The sequence below is a fragment of the Actinoplanes sp. NPDC051537 genome (assembly GCF_055586105.1).
On record NZ_JBVJIU010000005.1, the window covers coordinates 417,633 to 432,935 of the forward strand.

Sequence of the window (15,303 nt, forward strand, 5' to 3'; positions counted from 1 at the left end):
CCGGCGGGGTAGATCTGATGGCATGACACGAGCGGTTCGTTTCGATCAGTACGGTGACGTCGGCGTCCTGCGCATCGAGGACGTCCCTCCGCCCGAGCCGGCGGCCGACCAGGTCCTCGTCGAGGTGGTCGCGGCCGGCATCAACCCCGGCGAGATCGCGATCCGGTCGGGCCTGCTGCACGAGCGCTGGCCCGCGACGTTCCCCTCCGGCCAGGGCAGCGACTTCGCGGGCCGGGTCGTCGAGGTGGGCACCTCGGTGACCGAGTTCGCGATCGGCGACGAGGTGCTCGGCTGGTCCGACGGTCGGTCCTCGCACGCCGAGCACGTCGTGGTCGCCGCCGATCATCTGACCCGCAAGCCCCTGGCGCTGGACTGGATCCGGGCCGGGGGCCTTTTCGTCGCCGGCGTCACCGCGTACGCCTCGGTCCGCGCCGTGCAGCCGACGGCCGGCGAGACCGTGGTGGTCAGCGGCGCGGCGGGCGGCGTCGGCTCGCTCACCGTCCAGCTGGCCCGCAACGCCGGCGCCACGGTCGTCGGCATCGCGAGCGAGAGCAACGCGGCCTGGTTGCGCTCGGTCGGCGCCATCCCCGTCACCTACGGCGACGATCTCGGGGACCGGTTGCGCAAGGTGGTCCCGTCCGGCATCGACGCTTTCCTGGACACGTACGGCAACGGGTACGTCGACCTGGCCGTCTCCCTGGGCGTCGACCCGTCCCGGATCAACACCGTGATCGACTACGCGGCGGCGCAGAAGGCGGGGGCCAAGGCCGAGGGCAGCTCGACGGCGAGCGACGCCGAGGTGCTGGGGTTCGTGGCGGAGGAGCTGGCGTGGGGCCGCATCGTGCTGCCGATCGCGGCGGTGTATCCGCTCGAGGGCGTGCGCGAGGCGTACACCGAGCTGGCCGCCCGGCACACGCGCGGCAAGATCGTGCTGGCCATGGGGTTGGCCGCCGACGCGGGGCGGCAGCCGGCTAGTTGAGGCGGGTCTCCAGGCGTTCGATGCGCTGGATCAGCGGGGCCAGCTCGGCGCGCACCGCCGTCAGGATCCCGGTCGGCAGGGCCGCCGGGGACGCCGCCGTGCTGGCGCGCAGATGGGCGTACCCGGCGATCGCCGCCGCGACCGCCCGGCGGGTGGCCCGGCCGTCGGCGCCCCGCGCCCGCAGCAGCTCGCCCGCGAGGCCGTCCGGCTCGGAGGACAGCGCGATCAGCATGTGCTCGCAGCCCACGTAGTTGTGGCCCAGCCCGATCGCTTCCCCCACGGCCAGCTCGATCGCGACCGCGGCCGCGTTGCTGAACCGCAGGCCGGGCTCCGCGGAACCGGCCTCCGCCCCGGACGGCAGGTCGAGCGTGGCCGGGTCGACCTCGACCGCGATCAGGATCTGCAGCGCCAGGTTGCCGCCCTCGGCGACCATCCCGGCCAGCAGGTCGCCGGTGGTTACGTTGGCGCCGCCGGCGGCCTTCGCGCGGTCGGCGGCCAGCGTCACGGCATTCACCAGGCGGGCGGTGAAGCTGGGCAGGCGGGCGGCGAGCTGGTCGGGCTTGATGTCGTCGAGCAGAGCATGGCGAATGGCGGTGGTACGGCGAACGGCCTGCTCCAGGGCACGCTGGCAGATCGCGGAGACGGGCAGCCCGGCGTCCCGGACCGCGTCGGCCAGGTCGTCGGGCAGGTACACGTTGATTTTCGGCATGAGCCAGTTGTAACCCGTCTGGGGGTAGAAAGATATAACCCCATGGCGGCCCGAGTGTCCGAGGGATGGAACCCCACCCGGGCGGGGCGATTTCCGTCGTACGCCGCGGCTAGTGTTTCCGCCGTGGTGACACGCATACACGTGGGTGGTGACCGGGAGTATGACGTCCTGGTCGGTCGCGACCTGACCGGCGAGCTGCCGGGGCTGGTCGGCGATGCCGCGCGGGTCGCGGTGCTCTTCTCGGCGCCCCTGCGTGCGCGCGCCGAGCAGGTGGCGAGCGCCCTGAAAAGCTCGAGAACCGCGAAGATCACGATGATCGAGGTGCCCGACGCCGAGCGCGGCAAGACGGTCGAGGTGGCGGCCCGCTGCTGGGATTCGCTGGGCGAGGCCGGCTTCACCCGCAGCGACGTGGTCGTCGGCGTCGGCGGGGGCGCGGTCACCGACCTGGCCGGGTTCGTGGCCGCCTCGTGGCTGCGCGGGGTGCGCTGGGTGCCGGTGTCGACGTCGCTGCTCGGCATGGTCGACGCGTCGGTGGGCGGCAAGACCGGGGTCAACATCGCCGCCGGGAAAAACCTGGTCGGCGCGTTCCACCCGCCGGCCGGCGTGCTGTGCGATCTCGATGCGCTCGGGTCGCTGCCGGCCGACGACCTCACGGCGGGGCTGGCCGAGGTCATCAAGTGCGGGTTCATCGCCGATCCGCGGATCCTCGAGCTCGTCGAGGGCGACCCGGCGGCGGCCGCCGACCCGCGCGGCGACGTGCTGCGCGAGCTGGTCGAGCGGGCGATCCGGGTCAAGGCCGAGGTGGTCAGCGTCGACCTCAAGGAGTCGGGGCTGCGCGAGATCCTCAACTACGGGCACACGCTCGGCCACGCGATCGAGAAGCGCGAGAGATACACCTGGAAGCACGGCCATGCGGTGTCGGTCGGGCTGATCTTCGCGGCCGAGCTGTCGCGGCTCTCCGGCCGCCTCGATGACGAGACGGCGGCCCGGCATCGCGCCGCCCTCGCGAGCGTGGGGCTGCCCACGGCGTACGGGCAAGAGGCCTGGAACGACCTCTTGAGCGCGATGCGCGTCGACAAGAAGACGCGGGCCGACACCTTGCGTTTCGTTGTTCTCGACGGCCTGGCCAAGCCGGGCATCCTCACCGGGCCCGACGAGGGGCTGCTGCGCGAGGCCTATGCGGAGGTGACGCGATGATCTACGTGCTCAACGGGCCCAACATCGGGCGGCTCGGCACGCGGGAGCCGTCGATCTACGGGTCGACGACGTACGACGATCTCGTCCGCCTCTGCCTCGACACCGGCAAGCGGCTCGGCCTCGAGGTCGAGGTGCGGCAGACCGACGCCGAGTTCGAGATGATCCGGTGGCTGCACGAGGCGGCCGACGCCGGCGCCGACGTGGTGATCAACCCGGGTGGCTGGACCCACTACAGCATCGCCGTGCGGGACGCGTGCGCCATGCTCGACGGGCGGCTCGTCGAGGTGCACATCTCCAACATTCACCGGCGCGAGGAATTCAGGCACAAATCGGTCATCACGGCGGTTGCCACCGGCGTGATCGCGGGTCTGGGCGTCGACGGCTACCGGCTGGCGCTGGAGCACCTGGCCCAGGTGGGCGGCGCGGCCTGACCGCCGGTAAACTCGGTCGGTCACCGATACGTATCGAAAAAGGGTTCTCAAAAAACTATGGCTTCCACGAACGACCTGAAGAACGGCCTGGTGCTCAACCTCGACGGCGATCTGTGGTCCGTCGTGGAGTTTCAGCACGTGAAGCCGGGTAAGGGTGGGGCGTTCGTGCGCACCACGCTGAAGAACGTGCTCTCCGGCAAGGTCGTCGACAAGACGTTCAACGCCGGCACGAAGGTTGACACCGCCACGGTCGACAAGCGCACCATGCAGTACCTCTACCAGGACGGCGAAGACTTCGTCTTCATGGACCTGGACACGTTCGACCAGATCACGGTCCCCGGCGGCACCGTCGGCGAGAACGCGAACTACCTGCTCCCCGAGGCCGAGGCCACGGTCGCCACGCACGAGGGCGTCCCGCTCTACATCGAGCTGCCGACCAGCGTCTTCCTCGAGGTCACCTACACCGAGCCGGGCCTGCAGGGCGACCGCTCGACCGGCGGCACCAAGCCGGCCACGGTCGAGACCGGCGCGACGGTCAACGTTCCGCTGTTCATCACCACCGGCGAGAAGATCAAGGTCGACACCCGTGACGGCCGCTACCTCGGTCGTTCCTGATCCCGTCCCGCCGGCCCGCCACCACCCATAACCGGAATGAAGGCCATGCCTGAGGCCCCCAAGACGCATATGCCCGCACGCCGGAAGGCGCGTAAGCGGGCGCTGGACGTGCTCTACGAGGCCGACCTGCGCGACCTGCCGCCGAGCGAGGTGCTGCGCACCTACCTCGAGCGGATAGAGAAGCCGCGACCCGACCACATGGACTACGCGGTCAGCCTGGTCGAGGGCGTGGCGAAGAACCTCGACCGGATCGACGAGCTGATCGCGAGCTACGCCGAGGGGTGGACGCTCGAACGCATGCCCGTGGTCGACCGCAACCTGGCGCGCATCGCGGTGTACGAGCTGCTCTACGTCCCCGAGATCGACGACCCGGTCGCCATCACCGAGGCGGTGGAGCTGGCGCGGCAGATGTCGACCGACGACAGCCCGCGCTTCCTGAACGGCATCCTCGGCCGGATCGCGGAGTTCGCCTCGCGCTGACCGTTGCTTGATCGTTGATGAGGCCGCCCGGAAATTCTCCGGGCGGCCTCTGCGCGTAGTCGTCGCGATCAGGCCACGGAAAGTGAGTGGGCACGGGTGGGGGTTCGCGTTCGCTTAGTGTGCGAAAACGGGCGTTGGTGTGAGGGTCGGCCCGGTCCGTCGGCACTAACGGTGATATCGAACCTCGTGCCGGCCGGAGGGGTCGTGACGGGGTGTGGCCAGGATAAGGAAAACGAAAGGCCCGCGGGGTCCCCGCGGGCCTTTCGTGGTGCGTCGGTGGATCAGCTGGCGAAGAAGGCGCGCGGGTCGGCCACCAGGACACCCTGCTCCGTGAGGCGCTCGATGAGGCCCGACGGCGAGATGTCGTAGACGATGGCGAGCGCGCGCAGGTCGTCGGCTCGGATGGAGAGGACGCGGCCGTTGTAGTCGCCGCGCTGCTGCTGGATGGCCCGGGCGTACCGCGCGACATAAGCGAGATCCTCGCCCGTGGTGTCGTACAGCTTCTCCAGGTCGAGCACGATCTTGTTGGTGGCCTCGAGGCGGACGCCGCTGCCGTCGGGCAGCAGCTCCGAGACGGGCACGCGATAGAAGTCGGCCAGCTCGGCGAGGCGCGACACGGTGACTGCGCGGTCGCCGCGCTCGTACGAGCCCACCACGACGGCCTTCCAACGGCCGTTCGACTTCTCTTCCACACCCTGCAGGGACAGCCCCTGCTGCTGGCGGATGGAGCGCAGGCGGGCGCCCAACGACTTGGCGTACTCAGACGGCATTCGGAACACTCCCAGTACTGTGCTGGCCCGGAGGGTTCTTCCTCCGCGATCGCTACGCAGCGTGACGGTACGCAGTGTGAGGCGGCCGGTCAAGTGTTGGTTACCGATGAGTCGCGCGGCCCACGGGGGACTTGCCGGATTCGTCCGTCTGATGAGGGCCGATACGGACCGGCGCGAGCGTCGGCCAGGTCACCATGGTCAGCGCCGCGTCCACTGGTAACGTAGCGTCAGCCATCGGGAAGCCCTTCTGAAAAGAAGTCCGGCAGGGGTTCCCGTCGACGTCCTTTAACGACCCGTCCCGTGAGGCGGGGAAGGAGGTCTGCCGTGGCTTCGCCGCGCGCCGACACGACCAGCAAGATCATCTTGAGCGAGTCCGACCTGCATCGGGTCGTCGACCGCATCGCTCATCAGATTCTCGAGAAGACGTCGGGCGCCACCGGCACCGTGCTTCTCGGCATTCCCACCCGAGGCGCCCCGCTCGCGAAGCGGCTGGCCTCCCGCATCCACGCCTTCGAGGGCATCGACGTCCCGGTCGGGTCGCTCGACATCACGCTCTATCGCGACGACCTGCGCCTGCACGCCACCCGCGCGCTCGGCAAGACCGAGCTTCCCGGCGGCGGCATCGACGGGCGGCGGGTCATCCTGGTCGATGACGTGCTCTTTTCCGGCCGTACGGTGCGGGCGGCGCTCGACGCGCTGAACGATGTCGGCCGTCCGAGCTCGGTGCAGCTCGCCGTCCTGGTCGACCGGGGTCACCGCCAGCTGCCGATCCGCGCCGACTACGTGGGCAAGAACATCCCGACCGCGCTGGAAGAGAGCGTGCGCGTGTCGCTGTCCGAGACCGACGGCCTGGACGAGGTCCGGCTGACGGGCGGCGGCGAAAATGGAGGCGGACTGTGATCAAGCACCTGCGCTCGGCGGCCGACCTCGACGCGGCCACCGCCACCCTGATCCTGGACACCGCGGGCGAGATGGCCGCGCTCGCCGGCCGCGAGGTCAAGAAGCTTCCGACGCTCCGCGGCCGCACCGTGGTGAACCTCTTCTACGAGGACTCGACCCGCACCCGGATCTCGTTCGAGGCGGCGGCCAAGCGGCTCTCGGCCGACGTCATCAATTTTTCCGCAAAAGGCTCCAGCGTCTCGAAGGGTGAGAGTCTGAAGGACACGGCTCTCACATTGCAGGCGATGGGCGCCGACGCGGTCGTGATCCGGCACGCCGCCTCCGGGGCGCCGCACCGGTTGGCGAGCTGGGTCGACGGTTCGGTGATCAACGCCGGCGACGGCACGCACGAGCATCCGACGCAGGCGCTGCTCGACGCGTACACGATGCGCTCGCGGTTGGGAAAGATCGAGGGGCTGAAGGTCGCGATCGTCGGGGACGTGCTGCACAGCCGCGTCGCCCGGTCCAATGTGCTGCTGCTCGCGACGCTCGGCGCCGAGGTCACGCTGATCGGCCCGCCCACCCTCATCCCGGTCGACATCGCGGCCGCGCTCGATCACCAGGCAAAAGTGTCGTACGACCTCGATAGCGTCCTGCCCGACATGGACGTCGTGATGATGCTGCGAGTGCAGACCGAGCGCATGCAGGACTCGTACTTCCCCTCCGCGCGGGAGTACAGCCGCCGCTACGGTCTCGATCTCGCGCGCATGCGCAAGATGCCCGAGCACGCGATCGTCATGCACCCGGGCCCGATGAACCGGGGCATGGAGATCACGCCCGAGGTGGCCGACTCGTCCCGTTCCACGATCGTCGAACAGGTCGCCAACGGGGTCAGTGCCCGCATGGCGGTTCTCTATCTGCTGCTGGGGGGCAAGGCATGACCGCGTACGTGCTGAAGGGTGTCTCGGTTCTCGGAGGCGCGCCGGCCGACCTCTTCGTGACCGACGGCGTGATCGCGTCCGGGCCGGCCGCCGGGGCGGAGACCATCGACGCGGCCGGGCTCGTCGCGCTCCCGGGCCTCGTCGACCTGCACACCCACCTGCGCGAGCCGGGCCGGGAAGACGCCGAGACGGTCGAGACCGGCTCCCGGGCCGCGGCGCTGGGCGGCTACACGGCGGTCTGCGCGATGGCGAACACGTCGCCGGTCGCCGACACCGCGGGCGTGGTCGAGCAGGTCTGGCGCCTCGGCCGCGAGGCCGGCCTGGTCGACGTGCAGCCGATCGGCGCGGTCACCGTCGGGCTGGCCGGCAAGCAGCTGGCCGAGCTGGGCGCGATGGCGACGAGCGCGGCCAACGTACGGATCTTCTCCGACGACGGCTTCTGCGTGGCCGACCCGCGCCTCATGCGCCGCGCCCTGGAGTACGTGAAGGCGTTCGACGGCATCATCGCCCAGCACGCCGAGGAGCCGCGCCTCACCGAGGGCGCCCAGATGCACGAGGGCGAGGTCAGCACCCGGCTCGGCCTCACCGGCTGGCCCGCGGTCGCCGAGGAGGCGATCATCGCGCGCGACGTGCTGCTCGCCGAGCACGTGGGCAGCCGCCTGCACGTCTGCCACGTCTCCACGGCCGGCTCGGTCGAGGTGCTGCGCCAGGCCAAGGCCCGCGGCGTGCGGGTCACGGCCGAGGTCACCCCGCATCACCTGCTGCTCACCGACGAGCTGGCGGCCTCCTACGACCCGGTCTTCAAGGTCAACCCACCATTGCGTACGGCGTCCGACGTCGCCGCCCTGCGGCAGGCCCTGATCGAGGGCGTCATCGACGTGGTCGCGACCGACCACGCGCCGCACGCGGTCGAGGACAAGGAATGCGAGTGGGCGTACGCCCGGCCCGGCATGCTGGGCCTGGAGACCGCGCTCCCGATCGTGCTCAGCGTCCTCGGCGAGCGGTGGGATCTGATCGCCGACCGGATGTCCCGCACGCCGGCCCGCATCGCGGGGCTGGACCGCCAAGACCCGAAGAGCCTCAAGAGGGACGGGCACGGCACCGACCTGTCGGCCGGCGCGCCGGCCAACCTCACGCTGGTGGACCCGTCCGCCCGCCGGGTCGTCGACCCGAGCGAGCTGGCGAGCCGCAGTCGCAACACGCCGTACACGGGCACCACCCTGCCGGGTCGCATCGTCGCGACCTTCCTCCGGGGAGAGCCGACGGTCCTGGACGGGAAGGCTGTGAAGTAATGAGTAAAGCGATCCTCGTGCTCGAGGACGGGCGCACGTTCTGGGGTTCCGCCTATGGCGCCCCGGGGGAGACCTTCGGCGAGGCGGTCTTCACCACCGGCATGACCGGTTATCAGGAGACGCTGACCGACCCGTCGTATCACCGGCAGGTCGTCGTGCAGACCGCCCCGATGATCGGCAATACGGGCGTCAATGGGGAAGACGACGAATCCGACAAAATTTGGGTTGCCGGATATGTCGTGCGCGACCCGGCGCGACGGCCGTCGAACTGGCGCTCCACGGGCGACCTCGGTGATCGGCTCGCGGCCGAAGGGGTCGTCGGGATCAGCGGGATCGACACCCGAGCGCTGACCCGCCACCTCCGGTCGCGGGGGGCCATGCGGGTCGGCATCTCGAGCGTCGACCTCGACCCGGCCTCGCTGCTGACGCGAGTGCGCGCCGCGCCGCAGATGGCCGGCGCCGACTTGTCCGCCGAAGTCACGACTTCGGCGAAATATACGGTCGAGGCGGTCGGGGAGCACCGGTACACGGTCGCGGCCCTCGACCTGGGCATCAAGCGCAACGTCTCGCGTCGGCTCGCCGAGCGCGGGGTGACCACGCACATCTTCCCGGCCTCCTCGACGATCGAGGAGCTGCTCGCGGTCGGCCCCGACGCGGTGTTCTTCTCGCCCGGCCCCGGCGACCCGGCCACCGCCGACGGGCCGGTCGCGCTGGCCCGGGAGGTCATGCGCGTACGCAAGCCGCTGTTCGGAATCTGCTTCGGCAGCCAGATCCTGGGCCGCGCGCTCGGCTTCGGCACCTACAAGCTCGGCTACGGCCACCGCGGCATCAACCAGCCGGTGCTCGACAAGACCACCGGCAAGGTCGAGGTCACCTCGCACAACCACGGCTTCGCGGTCGACGCCCCGCTCGGCACGGTGATCGACACCGAGTTCGGCGGCGTCGAGGTGTCGCACGTCTGCCTCAACGACAACGTGGTCGAAGGCCTGCGGGGCCTGGACGTCCCCGCGTTCACCGTCCAGTACCACCCCGAGGCCGCCGCCGGGCCGCACGACGCCGACTACCTCTTCGACCGTTTCGTGGAACTTGTGGAACGAAAAGGCAAGCCCAGTGTCGAGCTCGTGGAAAAGAAGGGCTGACGCATGCCGAAGCGTGAAGATCTCAAGCACGTCATGGTGATCGGCTCGGGGCCGATCGTCATCGGGCAGGCCTGCGAGTTCGACTACTCCGGCACCCAGGCCTGCCGGGTGCTGCGGGCCGAGGGGCTGCGCGTCTCGCTGGTCAACTCGAACCCGGCCACGATCATGACCGACCCCGAGTTCGCCGACGCCACCTACGTCGAGCCGATCACCCCGGAGTTCGTCGAGCTGGTCATCGCCAAGGAGCGGCCGGACGCGATCCTGCCCACGCTGGGCGGGCAGACCGCGCTGAACACGGCGGTCGCCCTGCACGAGAACGGCGTCCTGGAGAAGTACGGCGTCGAGCTGATCGGCGCCAACATCGACGCCATCCGGCGCGGCGAGGACCGTCAGCTCTTCAAGGAGATCGTGGCGCGCGCGGGCGGCGAGACGCCGCGGTCCCGGGTCTGCCACACGATGGACGAGGTGCTCTCCACCGTCGAGGAGCTCGGTCTCCCGGTGGTCATCCGGCCCTCGTTCACCATGGGCGGGCTGGGCTCGGGCATGGCGCACACGCCGGAGGACCTGTCGCGCATCGCCGGCGACGGCCTGGCCGCGTCGCCGGTGCACGAGGTGCTGATCGAGGAGAGCGTGCTCGGCTGGAAGGAGTACGAGCTCGAGCTCATGCGCGACAAGCACGACAACGTCGTGGTCGTGTGCTCGATCGAGAACGTCGACCCGATGGGCGTGCACACCGGCGACTCGGTGACCGTGGCCCCGGCCATGACCCTCACCGACCGGGAGTACCAGGACCTCCGCGACCTCGGCATCGCCGTGCTGCGCGAGGTCGGCGTCGACACCGGCGGCTGCAACATCCAGTTCGCGGTCAACCCGAGCGACGGCCGCCTGGTCGTCATCGAGATGAACCCGCGGGTGTCGCGAAGCAGTGCGCTGGCGTCGAAGGCCACCGGCTTCCCGATTGCGAAGATCGCCGCGAAGCTGGCCATCGGCTACACGCTCGACGAGATCCCGAACGACATCACGCTGAAGACGCCGGCCGCCTTCGAGCCGGCCCTCGACTACGTGGTCGTCAAGATCCCGCGGTTCGCGTTCGAGAAGTTCCCGGGCGCCGACCCCGAGCTGACCACCACGATGAAGTCGGTGGGCGAGGCGATGTCGCTCGGCCGCAACTTCGCCGAGGCGCTCAACAAGGCGATGCGGTCGCTGGAGACGTCGGCCGCCGGTTTCTGGACCGCGGCGGAGGACTCCTCTTCCTTGGATGAGGTTTTGTCGGCCCTGCGCACGCCCCATGACGGCCGGCTCTACACCGTCGAGCGCGCGCTGCGCATGGGCGCCACGATCGACCAGGTCTTCGAGGCCAGCGGCGGGATCGACCCCTGGTTCCTCGAGGAGATCCAGGCGCTGGTCGAGCTGCGTGCGGACATTTCGGACGCGGCCGTGCTCGACGAGGAACTGCTGCGCCGGGCCAAGCGGGCCGGCCTCTCCGACCGGCAACTCGCGGCGCTGCGACCCGAGCTCGCCGGCGAGGACGGCGTGCGTACGCTGCGGCACCGGCTCGGCGTCCGCCCGGTCTACAAGACGGTGGACACCTGCGCCGCCGAGTTCGAGGCGAACACCCCGTACCACTACTCGTCCTACGACGAGGAGACCGAGGTCGCGCCCTCCGACCGGCCCAAGGTGCTGATTCTCGGCTCGGGACCGAACCGCATCGGCCAGGGCATCGAGTTCGACTACTCGTGCGTGCACGCGGTCATGGCGCTGCGCGGGGTCGACTACGAGACCGTCATGGTCAACTGCAACCCGGAGACGGTCTCGACCGACTACGACACCGCCGACCGGCTCTACTTCGAGCCGCTGACGTTCGAGGACGTCCTCGAGGTCTTCCACTCCGAGGACTCCAGCGGCAAGGCGGCCGGCGGCCCGGGCGTGGTCGGCGTGATCGTCCAGCTCGGCGGCCAGACCCCGCTCGGCCTCGCGAAGCGGCTCAAGAAGGCCGGCGTCCCGATCGTCGGCACCTCGCCCGAGTCGATCGACCTGGCCGAGGACCGCGGCCAGTTCGGCGCCGTGCTCGGCAAGGCCGGCCTGCGCTCGCCCGACCACGGCACCGCCACCAGCTTCGAGGAGGCCAAGGGGATCGCCGACGCGATCGGCTACCCGGTGCTGGTCCGCCCGTCGTACGTGCTCGGCGGCCGGGGCATGGAGATCGTCTACGACGAGCCGACGCTGGCCGGCTACATCGAGCGCGCCACCCAGATCTCGCCCGACCACCCGGTGCTGGTCGACCGGTTCCTCGACGACGCCATCGAGATCGACGTCGACGCGCTCTGCGACGCCACCGGCGAGGTCTACCTGGGCGGCGTGATGGAGCACATCGAGGAGGCCGGCATCCACTCCGGCGACTCGTCCTGCTCGCTGCCCCCGGTGACGCTGGCCGGCTCGCACCTGGCCGAGGTGCGGCGCTACACCGAGGCGATCGCCCGCGGCGTCGGGGTGCGCGGCCTGCTCAACGTGCAGTACGCGCTCAAGGACGACACCCTCTACGTGCTCGAGGCCAACCCGCGCGCGTCCCGCACCGTCCCGTTCGTCTCCAAGGCGACCGCGGTCCCGCTGGCCAAGGCCGCGGCCCGCATCATGCTCGGCGCCACGATCGCCTCGCTCCGCGAGGAAGGCCTGCTGCTCCCGTCCGGCGACGGCGGCACGGTGCCCGAGAACGCGCCGATCGCCATCAAGGAGGCGGTGCTGCCGTTCAAGCGGTTCCGCACCCCCGCCGGCAAGGGCGTCGACAGCCTGCTCGGGCCCGAGATGAAGTCGACCGGCGAGGTGATGGGCATCGACGCCGGCTTCGGGCAGGCGTTCGCCAAGTCGCAGGCCGCCGCGTACGGCTCGCTCCCGACCGGCGGCAAGATCTTCGTCTCGGTCGCCAACCGCGACAAGCGCTCGATGATCTTCCCGATCAAGCGGCTCGCCGACCTCGGCTTCACGATCGTCACGACGGCCGGCACCGGCGAGGTGCTGCGCCGCCACGGCATCGCCTGCGAGGTCGTCCCGAAGCATTACGAGAGCCCCGGCCAGAACGCGGTGGCGCTGATCCTGGCCGGCGAGATCGCGATGATCATCAACACGCCGCAGGGGTCGGGCGCCAGCGCCCGCTCGGACGGCTATGAGATCCGCAGCGCGGCGGTCACCGCCGACATCCCGAGCATCACCACGACGCAGGGCGCGGCGGCGGCGGTGATGGGCATCGAGGCCCTCATGCGCGGGGACATGACGGTGCGCCCGCTGCAGGAGCTGCACGCCGCCCTCCGGGGCGCCGAGTGAGCCGGTCGCGCGGGGTCTTGGCGGGCGGCGTTGCCTGCGCGGTGCCGCGGTTCGAGGGGGCGGTGTGACGGCGTTCGAGCGGGCGCTGCGGCCGGTTCTCTTCCGGATCGGCGGCGGGGACGCGGAGAAGGCGCACGAGTTCACGCTCGGGCGCCTCGCGCGGCTGGGCGAGCGGACCCGGCGGCTGGCGCGCGGGCGCTACGCGGCCGGCGCGCCGGTCGAGGCGTTCGGGGTGCGGTTCCCGAACGCGGTCGGGCTCGCGGCCGGGATGGACAAGAACGGCGTCGCGCTGTCCGCGTGGCCGGCGCTCGGGTTCGGCTTCGTCGAGGTCGGCACGGTCACCGCGCACGCGCAGCCGGGCAACGACAAGCCACGGCTGTTCCGGCTGCGGGACAGCGAGGCGATCATCAACCGGATGGGCTTCAACAACGCGGGGGCGGCCGCGCTGGCGTCCCGTCTCGAGGCCTTGGGACCGATCGGCGTACCCCTCGGCGTGTCGCTCGGCAAGTCCAAGGTGACGCCGCTGGAGGACGCGGTCGAGGACTACCTGACGTCCTATCGGCTGCTCCACCCGTACGCGGACTACATCGCGGTCAACGTCTCCTCGCCGAACACGCCCGGCCTGCGCACCCTGCAGGACAAGACGGCGATCGGGAACCTGCTGGCCGCGCTCGTCGGCAAGACGCCGGTGCTGGTGAAGATCGCCCCCGACCTGACCGAGCCGGCCATCGCCGAGCTGCTGGAGGTCTGCCTGAGCCACGGCGCGGCCGGGGTGATCGCCACGAACACGACGCTGGCCCGGGACGGTCTCGCCCCGGCCGACCAGCCGCGGGCGACCGAGGCCGGCGGGCTGTCCGGCCGGCCGCTGACCGAGAAGGCCCGCAAGGTCGTCCATTTCGTCGCCACCGAGACGGGCGGGCGGCTGCCGATCATCGGCGTCGGCGGCATCATGTGCCCCGACGACGCGGCCCGGATGCTCGACGCGGGCGCCGCGCTGGTCCAGCTCTACAGCGGCTTCATCTACCACGGGCCGGCGCTGGTGCGGGGGGCCGCGAAGGCGGCGGCCGCTCACCGGGAGCGCACGGGGGCGCGGTGAGCGACCTCCTCGCACGCGACCGGGCGCACGTCTGGCATCCGTACGGCCCGATGCCGGGAAAGAGCGACCCCTACCTCGTCGAGAGCGCGGAGGGGGTACGGCTCCGGCTCGCCGACGGGCGGGAGCTGGTCGACGGGATGTCGTCGTGGTGGGCGGCCATCCACGGCTACCGGCATCCCGTCCTCGACGAGGCGCTGATCGGCCAGTCGCGGCGGATGAGCCACGTGATGTTCGGCGGGCTCACCCACGAGCCGGCCATCGAGCTCGCCACCTCGCTCGTCGAGCTGGCGCCGGACGGGCTCGAGCACGTCTTCCTCTGCGACTCCGGCTCGGTCGGGGTCGAGGTCGCGATCAAGATGGCGTTGCAGGCCCAGCTCGCCCTCGGGCGGCCCGGCCGGCGGCGGCTGCTGACCTGGCGCGGCGGCTATCACGGCGACACGTTCCACCCGATGACGGTCTGCGACCCGGTCGGCGGCATGCACTCGCTGTGGACCGGGGTGCTGCCGGTGCAGGTCTTCGCGGACGTGCCGCCGGCGGCCTTCGACCCGGACTACGCGGCCTCGCTCGTGGCGCTCATCGACGAGCACGCGGACGACGTGGCGGCGGTGATCGTCGAGCCGGTCGTGCAGGGCGCCGGCGGGATGCGGTTCCACCACCCGGCGTACCTGCGCGTGCTGCGTGAGGCGACCGCCGAGCGCGGCATCTTCCTGATCTTCGACGAGATCGCGACCGGCTTCGGGCGGACGGGCGAGTTCTTCGCGGCCGGGCACGCCGGCGTGAGCCCCGACATCATGTGCGTCGGCAAGGCGCTCACCGGCGGCTACCTCACGCTCGCGGCGACCCTCTGCACCCGGCCGGTGGCCGAGGCGATCTCGGCGGGGGAGGGCGGCGGCCTCGCGCACGGGCCGACGTTCATGGGCAACCCGCTGGCCTGCGCGGTGGCCAACGCTTCCCTCGGCCTCCTGGTGGAGGGTGGCTGGCAGTCCCGCGTACGGGTGATCGAAAGCGGTCTGCGGGAGGGCCTGGCGCCGTTGCGTGGGTCGTCCGGCGTGGCCGACGTGCGGGTCCTGGGCGCGATCGGAGTGGTGCAGCTGGACCGCCCGGTGGACATGGCGAAGGCGACCGCGGCGGCCGTCGACGCCGGCGTGTGGCTGCGCCCGTTCCGGGATCTGATCTACACGATGCCGCCGTATGTGACCGGGGAAGCGGACGTGGCCCGCATCGTCGCGGGTGTCGCCGCCGCCGTCGCGGCCACCTGAGGGCCGATTTCAAGCAGGGCGATGAGCGGGCCGCGCGTATCGGTGAGCAGAGCTGTGAACCGGCCGCGCGTATTGGTGAGCAGAGCTGGGGACCGGCCGCGCGTATTGGTGAGCAGAGCTGGGGACCGGGCCGCGCGTATTGGTGAGCAGAGCTACGAGTGCCCGTGGAAGCGTGGCCGCGGGGCCATCAGACAACGG

At 70.9% G+C, this 15,303-nt stretch carries 14 protein-coding genes; 12 read left to right on the plus strand and 2 right to left on the minus strand.

Going from position 1 to position 15,303, the window contains the following annotated elements; translation table 11 throughout:
- Positions 1-22: 22 nt before the first annotated feature.
- Positions 23-979 (plus strand): NADP-dependent oxidoreductase, encoded by a 957-nt coding sequence (locus tag ACZ6TB_RS14565; RefSeq protein ID WP_465554391.1) that lies wholly within the window; start codon positions 23-25, stop codon positions 977-979.
- Here the strand turns inward: ACZ6TB_RS14565 and ACZ6TB_RS14570 are convergent.
- A complete protein-coding gene (locus tag ACZ6TB_RS14570) occupies positions 972-1,688 on the minus strand; it encodes a Clp protease N-terminal domain-containing protein (protein ID WP_465554393.1) in 717 nt (238 codons plus the stop codon). The two genes, ACZ6TB_RS14565 and ACZ6TB_RS14570, sit on opposite strands and share 8 nt — an antisense overlap.
- 123 nt (positions 1,689-1,811) lie before the next feature.
- Between ACZ6TB_RS14570 and aroB the strand changes: the two genes are divergently transcribed.
- From aroB to nusB, 4 genes are all read left to right on the plus strand, one after another.
- Positions 1,812-2,885 (plus strand): 3-dehydroquinate synthase, encoded by a 1,074-nt coding sequence (gene aroB / locus ACZ6TB_RS14575; protein WP_465554395.1) that lies wholly within the window; start codon positions 1,812-1,814, stop codon positions 2,883-2,885.
- Positions 2,882-3,316, plus strand: a complete 435-nt coding sequence (gene aroQ, locus ACZ6TB_RS14580) for a type II 3-dehydroquinate dehydratase (RefSeq protein ID WP_465554397.1) — start codon at positions 2,882-2,884, stop codon at positions 3,314-3,316. The genes aroB and aroQ overlap by 4 nt, the downstream gene beginning before the upstream one ends.
- Before the next feature lie 57 nt (positions 3,317-3,373).
- A complete protein-coding gene (gene efp, locus ACZ6TB_RS14585) occupies positions 3,374-3,931 on the plus strand; it encodes an elongation factor P (protein ID WP_465554399.1) in 558 nt (185 codons plus the stop codon).
- Between the two features lie 69 nt (positions 3,932-4,000).
- Positions 4,001-4,411, plus strand: a complete 411-nt coding sequence (nusB, locus tag ACZ6TB_RS14590; RefSeq protein WP_465554630.1) for a transcription antitermination factor NusB — start codon at positions 4,001-4,003, stop codon at positions 4,409-4,411.
- 281 nt (positions 4,412-4,692) lie between these two features.
- On the opposite strand, the gene bldD is transcribed toward nusB, so the two are convergent.
- Positions 4,693-5,181, minus strand: a complete 489-nt coding sequence (gene bldD / locus ACZ6TB_RS14595; RefSeq protein WP_020517563.1) for a transcriptional regulator BldD — start codon at positions 5,179-5,181, stop codon at positions 4,693-4,695.
- A gap of 324 nt (positions 5,182-5,505) precedes the next feature.
- Between bldD and pyrR the strand changes: the two genes are divergently transcribed.
- From pyrR to ACZ6TB_RS14630, 7 genes are all read left to right on the plus strand, one after another.
- Positions 5,506-6,081: a bifunctional pyr operon transcriptional regulator/uracil phosphoribosyltransferase PyrR gene (gene pyrR / locus ACZ6TB_RS14600; RefSeq protein WP_465554401.1), complete on the plus strand. Its 576-nt coding sequence runs from the start codon at positions 5,506-5,508 to the stop codon at positions 6,079-6,081.
- Positions 6,078-7,001, plus strand: coding sequence for an aspartate carbamoyltransferase catalytic subunit (locus ACZ6TB_RS14605; RefSeq protein WP_465554403.1), 924 nt, complete (start codon positions 6,078-6,080; stop codon positions 6,999-7,001). The genes pyrR and ACZ6TB_RS14605 overlap by 4 nt, the downstream gene beginning before the upstream one ends.
- The gene (locus ACZ6TB_RS14610; RefSeq protein WP_465554405.1) at positions 6,998-8,293 is read left to right on the plus strand and encodes a dihydroorotase; all 1,296 of its coding nucleotides are present in this window, start codon (positions 6,998-7,000) and stop codon (positions 8,291-8,293) included. Before ACZ6TB_RS14605 ends, ACZ6TB_RS14610 begins: the two co-directional genes overlap by 4 nt.
- On the plus strand, positions 8,293-9,432 hold the full coding sequence (gene carA, locus ACZ6TB_RS14615) for a glutamine-hydrolyzing carbamoyl-phosphate synthase small subunit (protein ID WP_465554407.1): 1,140 nt from the start codon (positions 8,293-8,295) through the stop codon (positions 9,430-9,432). The genes ACZ6TB_RS14610 and carA overlap by 1 nt, the downstream gene beginning before the upstream one ends.
- A 3-nt stretch (positions 9,433-9,435) precedes the next feature.
- Complete coding sequence (gene carB / locus ACZ6TB_RS14620) at positions 9,436-12,750, plus strand: carbamoyl-phosphate synthase large subunit (RefSeq protein ID WP_465554409.1); 3,315 nt, start codon at positions 9,436-9,438, stop codon at positions 12,748-12,750.
- 64 nt (positions 12,751-12,814) lie between these two features.
- Positions 12,815-13,846: a quinone-dependent dihydroorotate dehydrogenase gene (locus tag ACZ6TB_RS14625; RefSeq protein WP_465554410.1), complete on the plus strand. Its 1,032-nt coding sequence runs from the start codon at positions 12,815-12,817 to the stop codon at positions 13,844-13,846.
- A complete protein-coding gene (locus ACZ6TB_RS14630) occupies positions 13,843-15,105 on the plus strand; it encodes an adenosylmethionine--8-amino-7-oxononanoate transaminase (RefSeq protein WP_465554412.1) in 1,263 nt (420 codons plus the stop codon). The genes ACZ6TB_RS14625 and ACZ6TB_RS14630 overlap by 4 nt, the downstream gene beginning before the upstream one ends.
- The last annotated feature ends 198 nt before the right edge of the window (positions 15,106-15,303 follow it).